13 protein-coding genes are annotated in these 12,775 nt (G+C 38.9%); 1 reads left to right on the forward strand and 12 read right to left on the reverse strand.

The window, feature by feature from the left end; genetic code table 11:
- Positions 1-17: 17 nt before the first annotated feature.
- The 10 genes from MHB38_RS09550 to MHB38_RS09595 form a co-directional block, all read right to left on the reverse strand.
- The gene (locus tag MHB38_RS09550) at positions 18-848 is read right to left on the reverse strand and encodes a carbohydrate ABC transporter permease (RefSeq protein WP_007499267.1); all 831 of its coding nucleotides are present in this window, start codon (positions 846-848) and stop codon (positions 18-20) included.
- Complete coding sequence (locus MHB38_RS09555) at positions 848-1,780, reverse strand: carbohydrate ABC transporter permease (RefSeq protein WP_007499266.1); 933 nt, start codon at positions 1,778-1,780, stop codon at positions 848-850. The genes MHB38_RS09550 and MHB38_RS09555 overlap by 1 nt, the downstream gene beginning before the upstream one ends.
- Positions 1,781-1,810: 30 nt before the next feature.
- Complete coding sequence (locus tag MHB38_RS09560) at positions 1,811-3,067, reverse strand: ABC transporter substrate-binding protein (RefSeq protein WP_341003183.1); 1,257 nt, start codon at positions 3,065-3,067, stop codon at positions 1,811-1,813.
- Positions 3,068-3,284: 217 nt separating this feature from the next.
- Complete coding sequence (locus tag MHB38_RS09565) at positions 3,285-4,325, reverse strand: LacI family DNA-binding transcriptional regulator (protein WP_341003185.1); 1,041 nt, start codon at positions 4,323-4,325, stop codon at positions 3,285-3,287.
- Between the two features lie 183 nt (positions 4,326-4,508).
- Positions 4,509-5,201 carry a D-allulose 6-phosphate 3-epimerase gene (gene alsE / locus MHB38_RS09570; protein ID WP_008343724.1) on the reverse strand — a complete coding sequence of 231 codons (693 nt, stop codon included), beginning with the start codon at positions 5,199-5,201 and terminating at the stop codon, positions 4,509-4,511.
- A 17-nt stretch (positions 5,202-5,218) separates the two neighbouring features.
- Positions 5,219-6,481, reverse strand: coding sequence for a PTS ascorbate transporter subunit IIC (locus MHB38_RS09575; RefSeq protein WP_025207436.1), 1,263 nt, complete (start codon positions 6,479-6,481; stop codon positions 5,219-5,221).
- 26 nt (positions 6,482-6,507) lie between these two features.
- Positions 6,508-6,774, reverse strand: a complete 267-nt coding sequence (locus tag MHB38_RS09580; protein WP_017359544.1) for a PTS sugar transporter subunit IIB — start codon at positions 6,772-6,774, stop codon at positions 6,508-6,510.
- Between the two features lie 15 nt (positions 6,775-6,789).
- Positions 6,790-8,862 carry a BglG family transcription antiterminator gene (locus MHB38_RS09585; RefSeq protein ID WP_341004298.1) on the reverse strand — a complete coding sequence of 691 codons (2,073 nt, stop codon included), beginning with the start codon at positions 8,860-8,862 and terminating at the stop codon, positions 6,790-6,792.
- A gap of 287 nt (positions 8,863-9,149) precedes the next feature.
- A complete protein-coding gene (locus MHB38_RS09590; RefSeq protein ID WP_039963523.1) occupies positions 9,150-9,590 on the reverse strand; it encodes a hypothetical protein in 441 nt (146 codons plus the stop codon).
- 200 nt (positions 9,591-9,790) lie between these two features.
- Positions 9,791-10,234: a GNAT family N-acetyltransferase gene (locus MHB38_RS09595; protein ID WP_046343687.1), complete on the reverse strand. Its 444-nt coding sequence runs from the start codon at positions 10,232-10,234 to the stop codon at positions 9,791-9,793.
- Positions 10,235-10,342: 108 nt separating this feature from the next.
- Between MHB38_RS09595 and pdxR the strand changes: the two genes are divergently transcribed.
- Positions 10,343-11,719, forward strand: a complete 1,377-nt coding sequence (pdxR, locus tag MHB38_RS09600) for a MocR-like pyridoxine biosynthesis transcription factor PdxR (protein WP_341003193.1) — start codon at positions 10,343-10,345, stop codon at positions 11,717-11,719.
- 184 nt (positions 11,720-11,903) lie between these two features.
- On the opposite strand, the gene MHB38_RS09605 is transcribed toward pdxR, so the two are convergent.
- Positions 11,904-12,203, reverse strand: a complete 300-nt coding sequence (locus MHB38_RS09605; protein ID WP_017359539.1) for a contact-dependent growth inhibition system immunity protein — start codon at positions 12,201-12,203, stop codon at positions 11,904-11,906.
- 113 nt (positions 12,204-12,316) lie between these two features.
- Positions 12,317-12,772: a hypothetical protein gene (locus MHB38_RS09610; RefSeq protein ID WP_017359538.1), complete on the reverse strand. Its 456-nt coding sequence runs from the start codon at positions 12,770-12,772 to the stop codon at positions 12,317-12,319.
- Between the last annotated feature and the right edge of the window lie 3 nt (positions 12,773-12,775).

Genomic DNA, 12,775 nt, shown 5'->3' on the forward strand with positions numbered 1-12,775 from the left:
TTTACATCAAGGTTGGATTACCCTTTAACAGAGCCTTGAGACAGCCCTGCAATAAAGTATTTTTGCAACAGTAAAAACATCGTGACCATTGGCAGCATCGCAATAAGAGCAGCGGCGCCAACGAGCTGGAGCTGGTGTTGATTTTGACCAAAGAAATTGGATAAGGCGACTGTAAGTGTATGCATCTCTTTATCTTGCAAGAAGAAGATGGCAAATTGATAGTCGTTCCAAATATACACACAGGCAATGATTAAAACAGAAGCGGTAATCGGCTTCAGCAGCGGAAAAACGACGGTGAAAAAGACTCTGAGTGTTCCCGCGCCATCAATACGAGCGGCTTCTTCAAGCTCCTTTGGTATCGTCGACCGGATAAAACCGGCATATAGAAAAATCGTCAGTGGCAAAAAAGCAGCAACATTGTTTAAAATAGCGATTTGATAAGTATTCATCATGCCAATTTGTACAACCATTTTGTATAAAGGGACAAGGGCTGTGAGCGGCGGTATGACCATAATGGCAATGAATAAGAGATACACCGCTTGATTCAGCTTTGTTCCTCTTCTTGCAAGCGGATAGGCGGCAAGTGATCCAAAGATGATGAGTAGGGCAGCCGAGCTGAACGTAATGATCACTGTATTCAAAAAGGACTGGCCAAGCTGAGCATCTGTCCATGCCATCAGAAAGTTTTCAAAATGAAGCGTTGATGGGAACAACCATTTTGAGCTAAAATCTCCTATCCCCTTTAGAGAGGTCGTGACTAAAATATAAAATGGAATCAGGTGCAGCAATGTGATCAAAAGGGCGAGTAAGGAGTACCATCTTTTCTTTCGTTTATAGGCGTTATCCATCACACCTCGGTCTCCTTTCGTTTGAAATAAATGAGCGCTGCGACACTAACGACAAGGATGATAATAGCCATGAAGACACCTTGCGTCGCTGCATAGCCTGCATCCTGCCGTTTGAAATACAAATCGTACATAAAAGTCGACATCGATTGCGAGGAATCTCCGGGTCCTCCGCCAGTGAGGGCGACAATGACATCAAATAATTTAAGTCCACCGATCACATTGAGCACAACATTGATGGTGATAGATGGCATTAAAAGCGGTAATGTGATGCGCCAAAATTGCTGAAGACCTGAAGCGCCATCGAGTTGTGCTGCTTCATAATAATCTTTAGGTATGCTTTGGAGTCCTGCTAAATAAATGATCATGGCAATCCCGACGAATTGATACGTATTCACAAACACAATGATCCAAGTGTTTAGCTGCGGATTACCAAGTGCGTTCATTGGATCAAATCCAAAAAAGGTAACAACGTCGTTTAAAGCACCACCTTGGTACGCAAAGACAAAATACCAAATATAGCCCATAGCAATCGGGCTGATCATGACGGGTAAATAGATCACCGTTCTTGTGATGGCTCTCATTTTTAAACTTTGATTTAATAAGAGTGCATATCCAAGACCAATCATATTTTGTAAGATGGTGCTCCCGATGCCGTAAAGAAGGGTATTTTTCACAACAAGCCATGTGGTTGGATCTTGCAGTAGTCGTTTGTATTGATCCAGTCCGATCCACTCATACTGTTGTGAGAAACCGTTCCAATTTGTAAAAGAGAGCTGAATCCCGTTAAAAAAGGGATAAATGATAAAGGCACTGACAACGAGAACAGCAGGCAGATACATCCACCAAAGTGAAGAATTTTGGCTATTTTTCATCTTCTGTTTTGGAAAAGAGGTAAATGTCGCCGCCTGTTTTTCTTTTGTGATGTCACTCATTGGCTTCACTCCTGTTTCAGCATGAGCCTGCTATTGTTTTTTCAGACGCTTATATTCCTCTTCCATTTTCTTCGATAATTGTTCCGGTGTGATGGAGCCTGCTAATAATTCTTGACCGGTCGTTGCCATGACAGCCCACATGCCGCTCGGTAAGTATTTTCGATCAAAATAGGGTTCAATCTTAATATCTTCATATTGCTCGTAAAATGTAGAGTAATAGTTTTTGGCTTTGACTTCTTTTAAAGCCGTTTCAGAGGATGTGCCTTCTGCGATTTTCTTTGCGTTTTCAGGCTTTGCTAAAAAGTCAATGAATTGTTTTGCTTCTTTTAGATGCTTTGAGTCTTTCCATGCCGCGACAGTAAAGCGTTCCCCGCCAATCCAGCTTTGCTCATCTCCTTCATGAATAGCTGGTACGGGCATGGTGCCTACTTTGATCGATTGATTGAGTTCAGTCGCCTCAGGTCCTAAAGATCCTCCCACAAAGGTGAAAGCGATTTTGTTTTGTGCCATCAGCTCAGGTGCTTGGGATAGTTTCGCAGTGAGTACATCTTTGTTTAAAAGGTCTTGATCTTTCAGCTCCTTCATAAACTGTGCAAGCGGTGTATAGTGAGACCAATCAAATGATCCATTTTCAAGGTCTTTTCCGTATTGATGTTTTTGATCGGTAATGAGTAAAGGCGTTGCCAGCTCATCAAAGACTTGGGCAATATTTGAATTATCGCCTCCTGGGATCCAGAGCGGCACAACGTCCCCTTTACTTTTTTCTTTGACAGTTTGTAAAGCACTTTCCAGTTCATCCAGTGTTTTAGGAACTTTAATGCCATATTCTTTTAATAGATTGGCATTAAAACTAAGTCCGTCTTTTGCTTGATTCAGCGGATAAGCATAGACTTTGCCATCTTTGTCTTTTAAAATTTGATCGAGTGAAGGATCGAGTTGTTTTACCCAGTCCATCTCCTTTAGATCAGCCACGTATTCGCTATATCGCAGCTTGGCCCAGCCGTGTGTATCAAATAGGTCTGGCATGTCGTTTGCGCCCATTTTGACGCGTATCATATCTTCATAGCTGTTGCCAGGGAAGTTGGCATCAATTCGGATGTTTTGATGTTCTTTTTCAAAGTCACGGATCACTTCTTCAAATGCCTTTCTCTCCCCGCTGTTGCTCATTGTAGAGAATAGAGTCAAGGTCACTTTTCCGTTTGCTTCAGACGCACCGTTATTGCCACAAGCAGACAAGATTATCGACAAAACTAGAGCTGCACACAGCATCAGAATTTTTTTACTCATCGTTTCCTCCTTTTGATCACTGAAAATTCAGACGATTATCGGTAGAATTCATGCAGTTGCGGAAACAAAAGAAGTCCATTATACTGGAATTCTATTCTTTTCAAAGAGATAAGAGAGCAATTGGGTAAACTGCGTTGTTTTCAGCATGATCTGGCCATCATGCTCAGCAGCTTCCTTCCTGCTTTTTTGTCTCTTTTTTGTTTACTGAAATGCTTATTCACCCCCTTTCATGGATTGGGCATGTGCTGCCTCTTTGCATGAGCTTTGTTGGCACGACGACTTTTAGGGGAAGCTTTCTTCCTTCTATCCGCTCAAGCAAAAGCTTTAGACCCACTTCCCCCATTTCTTCTGTATATACTTTGACCGTTGTGAGCGGCGGGCTTGAAAAGGAAGCGGCTTCGATATCATTAAACCCCACGATTGAGACATCTTGAGGTACACGACGACCGGCTTCATGTAGCGCACGCATAGCGCCTATTGCCATAGAGTCACTTCCGATAAAAAAGGCTTCTGGAAGATTTCCTTTCTGAATGGCTTTTTGCATAAGCGAGTAGCCTTCTTGCATCGAATATTCGCCTATGTGGATGTCATTCATATGAAGAGTTCCCGCTTCTTGCATTCTTTTGATAAAAGTTGTTTGTCTTTCGTCCTCAATCACAGCATTTCCTTCGAAATAATGCTCCCTCTCTTTCCCGCCAATATAGCCTAGATGTGTATAGCCGAGAGATTGCAGATGACGAATGGCACGATCTGCCGCCCTGACAAAATCCACATGTACACAATCATACAAATCTTCATCCGCATAATGATTGATGAAAACGATATGTTCCATTCGGTTTGTCATCTTTTCAACCGTATCAGGGCTGATTCGTCCAATGACAATCAAACCGTCAATATCCTTTAGTATCACCCCTTTATCCATGTTTCTTAGGCGAAAGGTATGGAGAGTGGACAGACCTCGTTTGGCATATTCTTTTTCAATTCCTTTTCGAATCGATGAAAAAAAAGGATCATTTAATTCTTCGTCAATGGATTGGGCGACAACGACACCGATGACTGGGGAGGCGGGTGGGCTTTTTACTTCTACTTGATTGGCTTTTCTTGCTCTGACGGGGGTATAGTTTAATTTCTTGGCTATGTCGAGGATGTTTTGTCTTGTTGCGTGTGAAACGGCAAGCGTTTGGTCGCCATTTAACACACGGGATACAGTAGAGACGGATACTTTTGCATCATGAGCAATATCTTTGAGTGTAGTCATAGGTAAACTCCTCATCATTTTTGACTAAATGTTTACTAAAGATATTTGAAGAATAACACATAAATAAAGCGCTTTCAATTATAAATTTGTGCTTTTATGAAGTTTTTGAGTATGTTTTGATAAGGAGATAGTTTGTTTAGTAAAATTGCGTAAAAAAGAGGATGGGCTTCATCCTCCTTTTTACTAAGGTGATTTCATTGTGGCTGTTTCTTTTGCGAACAATTGCTTCATTATTTCCCATGCTTTATCTAATTCTTCGTGAAGGCCAAATAAACCTGAAGTGCCAATGATGTAAATTTCATTTCCTGCCTCAGCAAGCAACCGGAACGTGCTTTCATTACAAGAGCCGTCTACCTCAATTGAAAATGAGTATCCCCCCTTCTCTTTGATTTCTTTCACCTCTTTCATTTTCGGAAGCATTTCTTTGATAAAAGGCTGACCCGCAAACCCTGGATCAATTGTCATGATCGTCACCCGGTCTATTAAATGAATAAAAGCATCTAATGCTGCAACTGGTGTGGCGGGATTGAGAACAAAGCCGACCTCACACTTTCTTTCGTGAATATGCCGAATGATTCGAAAAACGTCTTTTTGCACCACTTCTGGATGTAAACAAATCATCGTTGCGCCTGCATCAATACATGCATCAATTAAAAATTCCTGAGGCTGTTCGGCCATTAGATGAACATCAATCGGAACGTCTGTCAGTTTCCGAAGTTGTTCAATGAAAAAGGGTGATAAGGTCATATTTTTTACGTAATGACCATCCATGACGTCGACATGATAACGGTCTGCCCTTGTGTTCAGAAGCTGAATTTGTTCACGGAAGTGTGTTAAATCCATGCACATCAATGAAGGTGAGAAAATAGCTGTCATCCTGAAATGCCTCCTTTTTAAAGATGAAATAAAAATTTGATCAATCCAATCAATATTCCGATGATACCGAAGTCTGTATCGCCAAATGTTGTCCCTTCAAAGCCAAGAGTGCCTAACACAGGGAGTAAACAAGCTGGTAAAAATGAAAGGAGTATTCCATTCACAAAGGAACCGGCGACTGCACCTCTCACTCCCCCCGTTGCATTGCCATATACGCCCGCTGTCGCACCGCAGAAAAAGTGTGGCACAAGTCCAGGAACAATGACAGTTAAACCAAACAAAGGAAGAAGGAAAATAGACACGATGCCTCCTGCAAAACTGCATAAAAAACCGATGATCACTGCATTTGGAGCAAATGGGAAAACAGTTGGTGCATCAAGTGCCGGCTTTGCCCCTTTGACGAAACGATCGGCAATCCCTTTGAAAGCAGGCACAATTTCCCCGATTGCCATCCGTACACCTGCTAAAATAATGTACACCCCAGCAGCAAAGGTAATGGCCTGAATGAGAATGAAGACAGCAAAGTTCGTACCACCACTAATGTTTTCTATGAATGAAATTCCCGCAAACGGTGCAATCGCAAAGAAAAGCAAAGCCATCGTAATGGAGATGGCCACCGATGTATCTCTTAGAAAACCGAGTGATTTAGGCACTTGAATGGTTTCCGTTGATTTCTCTGGGCGCCCGACCCATTTGCCGATCATTCCCGCTGTAAAATAGCCGAACGTACTGAAATGACCGAGCGCCAGATCATCATTTCCAGTGACTTTCCTTGTAAACGGCTGAAGGATTGCGGGAGCAATGACCATTGCTGCACCTAATACGATTGAACCAGTGGTGATCAGCAGCGTTCCTTGCATGCCAGCTGTTGACAGAACGACTGCAAGCATAGCCGCCATATATAGCGTATGATGCCCAGTTAAAAAGACGTATTTAAAGGGTGTGAATTTTGCCAAAAGCAAATTGACCACCATACCAAAAATCATAATAAGCGCTGTCTGTGTACCGAATTCCTTTTGGGCAATGGCCGCCATGGCATCAGTATTTGGGACAACCCCTTGAATGTGAAAGGCTGCTTCAAACATCTTCCTGAAAACCCCAAGTGAATCAGATACGACTGTGGCGCCCGCTCCTAATATTAAAAAACCCATTGTTGTTTTTAAGGTGCCTGATACAGTATCGGCAGCTGACTTTTTCTGCAAAAGTAAACCAGCGAGTGCAAACAAACCGATGAGAATTGCGGGTGTGCCCAATATATCGTTCATGATCAGTTCTATCATGATGTGAATCCCCCTTTTTCCGTCGATTATATGTGTTTACGAAGGACGTCTTTAATGGCTTCCTGGTCTAACAAGTTATTTAATCCAGCGACCTTTCTTGTGCCGTCATCCAGCTGATCGATAATATCTGTTGCGCCGATATAGAGGTCTGCTTGTTCATTTTTGCTTGTACTGAGATCGGTGTGATCCACTTCCGCTAAAAGTCCTAATTCTTCTAATGCCTTTTTGACATTCATTTCAACAATAAAGCTGCTTCCTAAACCGTTTCCGCATACAACAAGAATTTTTTTCATTCTCTTTTTCCTCCTTTATATTTCTGAAAATTGATTAATTAGTTCTTGAACAGATGCTAATGCTTCTGCTTCAATCAATTGTTTCGTCCGTTTCTCTTCACTTAACAGCATGGTCAGTTGTTTGAGTGCTTTCAGGTGACTCATGCTGTCAATTGCGGCTAACACAATGACGAGCCGCACCTGCTTTTTTCCATCCTTTGAAAACGAAATGGGCTGTTTGAATGACATGAGCGTCATGCTCAATTTGTTCACGCCATCCTCTGGTCTGGCATGCGGAATCGCCACTTGTGGCGCAATCACAATATAAGGGCCATTTTGATGAACAGACTGGATCATCGCTTTCACATAACTTTCCTGAATCGCTTGTTGATCAAGCAAAGGCTGCGCTGCTTTTGTAATGGCCTCCTGCCATGTGTCTGCTGTTTGCTGGAGCTGAATGGTTTCTTTTGTTAATAAATCGTTTAACACTGGTTTCCACCCTTTCTGGTGTGATACATATGTGGAATGAAGCAGCTCCTTCAAGTCATGAAGCAATGCTTTTTCATTTTGAACGATGGTATGCTGCTGAATGATGTTGAATAAAGCATTCACATGGTGCTCATCAAGCTTAGGTTCTGAGCCTTCGCCATATTGAAGCAATGTTTTTTTCTCATAAGCAGTGAGAATCGGGTGAACGAGATGAACAGGTTTTCCTTTAAACGAAATAGGTGTCGTTGATACAACAAAGTCGGCATCAATGGATGTTAATTCTTCATATGAACGTTTTGATAACAGTCCGCGTATGTCGATGTAGCCGATTAATTCAAGAAGCTGCGTTTTCAGCATGTGACTTGTGCCAATTCCTTCTCCGCAGACAATGTAAATAGAACGTTTCGCAATCGACGAAATCCCTTCTCTTCTCATCCAGCCGCCAAAATGCATCGCCACATAGGCAATTTCATGATCGCTCATCTTTGAACAGGCCGCCTTCTCTAAATGGCAAGCAACCTTTTGCGTGATGTCAAACACCTCTGGCTGTGCATGTTTCATGGAATCTGTTAATTCATTGATGATCTCAATGTGATAGATGAGCCTATAATAGGCCGGAATTAAATGCATGGTTAAGTTTTGTTCCAAGACTTCTACTTCCTGGAAGGAAATACACGCATAACGCTGAAAGTCAATGATCATTTGTCTCGCAATGGTTCGAATGAGATGTTCTTCTGGTTTTTGACTTGTTGGAAGTTTTTGTTTTTTGGCACTGAGCCATAGCGTACTAAGAAAATAGATTTCATCATCATGAACCAAAAGACTGGTTTCTTTTTGAATTTGCGCCATGAAACGAATAGCAGCCAAGCATTCATCTGTTTCCTGCAGTGTCCGTTTTTCTTCTGTTGAAATGTGTACAGCACGTCCTAGCTTCATCCGTTTAAAGTAGAAAAAGAGATCCATAGACAGCTGATCCAGCATGTCATCTGCAAACTCAAGCTTCAGATCTTGTTCGGACTGTTGAAGGAGAGCATGTATTCTCTTATATGAGATAGGACCCTTTAACCAAACCGATGGAAATGTTTTTTCATTTTTTATCATGTTGCGAAGGAAATGAATATGAGGTTTCAGTGCCAACCGAATTGTTCTTTCTTCTCCTGAAATTAAATAGCCACTGGCCGCCTGATAATGAAGTGTAAGCTGCTGTTTTGAAAGTGCTTCTTTTAGTTGTTTCATATCTTCAAGCAGTGTATTGCGGCTTACCTTCGTCATCTCTATAAAATCATCAATTTTTAGATGCTTCTCACTGCATGCAATGGATAGGAGCAAGATGGCACGTCTTTCTTTTACACATGGTTCATAGTCATGACCGACAAGAACAGTGTCAGCTTTTTCGATAATGACTTCTCTCTCGTGTGGATGTAAATAGTAGCCTCGTTGATCTTTTCGCTGGACGCCACTAAGCTGATGGGTTTCCAGCCAGCTATTCATTCGTTTGATTTCAGCGTAGACCGTTCGAGTAGAGACATTCAGTCGATTCTGTAAATCTTCAATTGATAAATAAGTGGTCGTGTGAAGCAGCATCGATAATAAAGTCGTGCCCCTTTTGGTTAAGTGCAGTTGGAATCCCTCCCCTCTTCCCTTTGGTTATAAGTCTAATCAACTCGCATGCGTCAAAGAAGTCCAAATGTTTTCAGTAAATGTTGTGCAGGTTTTTGGGTGTTCTTTGTTATAAGAAAAAGCACACTCGTTTGAGTGTGCTTTGAGACTTGTATACAAAGAGCTCTTTGTCTTCTTTTACGTGTTTGAGGACGAATAAACGCAAAAAACCTAGAATGGTATAAAGCCAGTAAAGGTTTTTTCACTTCTTATTCATTTTTTATTTTTCCTATATGTGACGCTTAAACTTATTTTTTGTTTAAACTAAATCCGAAATCCAAATCGTTTTCAAATGAAATACAAATACTCCAATCACCTTCTAATGATATAAAGTAGTGGTGCTGTGGGATATCTAAAAAATAGACTAGTAACTCTTCTAGATGTTTTAATTCAAACTGGTACCCAAACTCTGTAAGGTTATCCCCTATGTAAATTACTTGTAAGTTATTATCTAAATATTTTTCTTTTAATTCAGTTATAAAGAGAAGAGCATCAGAAAGTAACGATTCATGATTTGAGCTCTTACTATAATGTTTATTGGTTTGTAACCAATCTATTTTTGAACCAGCAAAATCAAATTCTTGTTCTATTAAATCTAAATAAATTTTTGGTTTTTTATGTACTTTGACATATTTAAGAAGGTCTTTTAATTCCAAATCCTTTATTAGATCTTCATCATAAGAATTCAATAAAATTACCCCCCCTTTGTGTTTTTTTAAGTCTTTCTTGTCAAAATCCATAGGAATCGCTGTTTTGTCATTTTGTTGCAATCAATTCAGTGTACAATGCCATTGTAGCTTGCTGATCCGTCTCTGACAAAGCATATTCATCTTTTTTTGACCGAGTTATATTAAATTTTCTGCCATACCAAAAATTCATTCTTCTGTGTTCAATCCCAATAATAAATATAGTGCTGAGTTGAAGAATCGCTTGTCATCCCCATTTTTTCATACAATTGTTGTGCTTTTATATTAGAAGTCGCTGTTTCTAAACAGATAAATCGGGCTCCTTTATCGTTTGCAAATGAAAATGCTTTTTTCATCAATTGCTTACCTACCCCCTTTTGACGAAAATCGTTTATAACAAACAAATCATTTAAAATGAACGCATCTTTCATCGCAACAGATGAAAATGTGGGATACAGTTGTACAAATCCTACATATTGTTCACCTTGCTTTGCAACAAACAAAATAGACTCTTGTTTACGGTATCGTTCCACTAGAAAATGATAAGCACCTTCTATATTAGAAGTCTGTTTATAAAATTGGCGATATTGATCAAATAGAACCGAAACTTGTTTTAAATCATTTTCATTAGCTCTTACTATATCCACTCTTCTATCCCCTTTTCATATCAATTAGTAGTATAATAATTGATATTCTGACATGTAAAAATGTACAGATTTATACTTTATTAAATGTCAGAAGGGAGGAATGAAGAAATGAAACATTATATTTTCCCTTTCAGTGCCAATCAACCAAAATATAAACAAATTTATGAGCAATTTAAAAAATTAATCGAGGAGGGAAAGTTAAAAACAGGAGAAAATCTTCCTTCCATTCGTTCACTAGCCAATGACCTAGGTGTTAGTCGCCACACTACACTACAAGCATATGATCAATTATTAGCTGAAGGATATATTCAAGCCAATGAGCGTAAAAGCTATAGTGTCAATGAATTTGAACCGATATTTCTTCAAACCTCTATTCCAGAAGTACCTAGAAATGAACCAATACAATTGATCGATTTCATTGATTTCAAAGCAAGTACTGTTGATGAGGAACAATTCCCTTTAAAAGTTTGGCGGCAAATCTCCAACAAAGTGCTGCAGCAATCCATTAGCTTTCAATACGGAGATCCTTTTGGAGAACCGGGGTTTAAACAAGAACTGGCTGATTATTTATTTCAAGCCAGAGGTATGATCATTAACCTCAAAAATATTATCGTTGGAAGTAATACACAGCAACTACTGTTGTATTTGGGATTTCTATTAAAAGAACGTTTTTCTAGTATGATTGTTGAAAACCCTGGTTATAGCGGTGTACGTGAGGTCTGTCATTTATATGGATTTGAGATTGAAAGTATTCCTGCATCAAAACAAGGTGTATTATTGGACTCACTCGTAAATAAAAGCGGGAAATTATTGTACATAACACCTTCACATCAATATCCTACTGGTACTGCACTATCGATTCAACAGAGAATTGAATTGATTCAATGGGTACGATCAAATAACGGTTTCTTATTAGAGGACGATTACGATGGAGAATTTCGGTATGGACAAAAACCATTTCCTGCTTTAGCCTCTTTAGATGCTGCACATGTCATTTATTTTGGTACGTTTTCAAAAGCATTTCTACCAGCTATACGATTAGCATATATGGTGTTACCTGATTCATTAATCAATATCTATATGAGCAAATTTGAACATTTCGAACATAATGCTTCGTTATTGCACCAACTGACCATGACTGAATTTATGAAAAGTGGTGAATGGACAAAACATATTAAGCGTATGCGCAATACTTATAAAAGGAAAATGAATTTATTGGTACAACAAGTTCAACATTTATTTGGAAAACAAATTGAGATCATTGGTGACAATGCAGGGTTATATATCATGTTACGTATACACACTCCCTATTCCGAAAAAGAATTAATTGAAAAAGCTCTTCAACAGCATGTTAAAGTTTATCCAACAAGTCATTTATTTATCGAAAATCCACCTGTACAACCGCACATACTGCTCGGTTTCGCAAACCTTTCTCTTGAACAAATCGAAAGAGGTATTTGTTTATTAAAAGAAGCATGGGAATAAGATTGGTGGTTCATGAACGATTTTGTTTGAAACTTAGAGCGTGAATTTCATAATTGAATGTTGTGAATCGACTCTTTATCAAAATACCACTTCAACTTTCTATTTTTATCTCCACTTTTTTCGGTATGAAGTTCAATCAACACAAAAAACCTTGAAAGGTATTAGCCAATCAAGGTTCATTTTGTTACTGCATTTTCACTGCTTTTTTCATTTCCTCTATTATTTGATTAAACCACTGTATAGGGTTTAATGAGATCGCCGGAAAGTATATTTCTGCATTATTTTCAATAAAGCTTTCTTTTTTTTGTATTGTTAGAGTACTATTCAAAAAACCCTGACAATCCTTTATAGTAGACAGCAGACATTCTTTGCTAGCTTCATGGATAAACTCATCTAACGCTTCCTCTGGTGAATCAATATCCTGATGAAATGTCCCACCTAAAAAATCTTCTAACTTCTTTAAATAACTAGAGCTCTCATTCATTGAATCACCTATTATCATTAAAATTATCAGTTTAAATAGTCGAGTTTAAAAACCTTCATCTCATAGAAAACAGGTTGTGGTTCTGCTCTTTGATCAATTAATCTTGCTTACAATTAAATTGCGCAGTTTCCAATATGAAGTTCAAAGTGTTTTTCTTCTGAAAATATTTGAGCAATTTTACCTGTTATTTTATCTGCTACAATGATGCTATGATTCTCTGAAAATAGCCAAATTTCTTCAATTGCCTTATCGAAATCTAAAGCTTTTACATTTGCCCAAACAGGAAAAGGGTCATTTTCAATTAAAATAAACCATTCTTTTTTCTCTTTGAGAAAATCTAATGAATTTTTTAACCAAGTCATAATCGAGTCTTTGTCTGTATTTGTTAATATTTCGGAAGGTGTTGAATCTATTTGACGAAATTGTTTTAATACTGTTTCACATAATTTTAGCCATTGAGAAGTATCATCTTCAAAATCAATTACCTCAATATATGCTAAATGTTGTATTTTCTTTTTAGCATTCATCAAAGCAATTTTTTTCTGTATTTTTTCATTTTTATATGCCATATT

It is taken from the genome of Bacillus sp. FSL K6-3176, assembly GCF_038003325.1.
Classification (GTDB): Bacteria; Bacillota; Bacilli; order Bacillales; family Bacillaceae; genus Bacillus; species Bacillus altitudinis.

Coding starts and splice junctions, on each gene's coding strand:
- MHB38_RS09580 (WP_017359544.1), bottom strand. CDS start 6,774: ATGAAAAAAATTCTTGTTGTATGCGGAAACGGTTTAGGAAGCAGCTTT.
- MHB38_RS09605 (WP_017359539.1), bottom strand. CDS start 12,203: ATGAATGAGAGCTCTAGTTATTTAAAGAAGTTAGAAGATTTTTTAGGT.
- MHB38_RS09610 (WP_017359538.1), bottom strand. CDS start 12,772: ATGGCATATAAAAATGAAAAAATACAGAAAAAAATTGCTTTGATGAAT.
- MHB38_RS09560 (WP_341003183.1), bottom strand. CDS start 3,067: ATGAGTAAAAAAATTCTGATGCTGTGTGCAGCTCTAGTTTTGTCGATA.
- pdxR (WP_341003193.1), top strand. CDS start 10,343: ATGAAACATTATATTTTCCCTTTCAGTGCCAATCAACCAAAATATAAA.
- MHB38_RS09550 (WP_007499267.1), bottom strand. CDS start 848: ATGGATAACGCCTATAAACGAAAGAAAAGATGGTACTCCTTACTCGCC.
- alsE (WP_008343724.1), bottom strand. CDS start 5,201: ATGACAGCTATTTTCTCACCTTCATTGATGTGCATGGATTTAACACAC.
- MHB38_RS09565 (WP_341003185.1), bottom strand. CDS start 4,325: ATGACTACACTCAAAGATATTGCTCATGATGCAAAAGTATCCGTCTCT.
- MHB38_RS09555 (WP_007499266.1), bottom strand. CDS start 1,780: ATGAGTGACATCACAAAAGAAAAACAGGCGGCGACATTTACCTCTTTT.
- MHB38_RS09575 (WP_025207436.1), bottom strand. CDS start 6,481: ATGATAGAACTGATCATGAACGATATATTGGGCACACCCGCAATTCTC.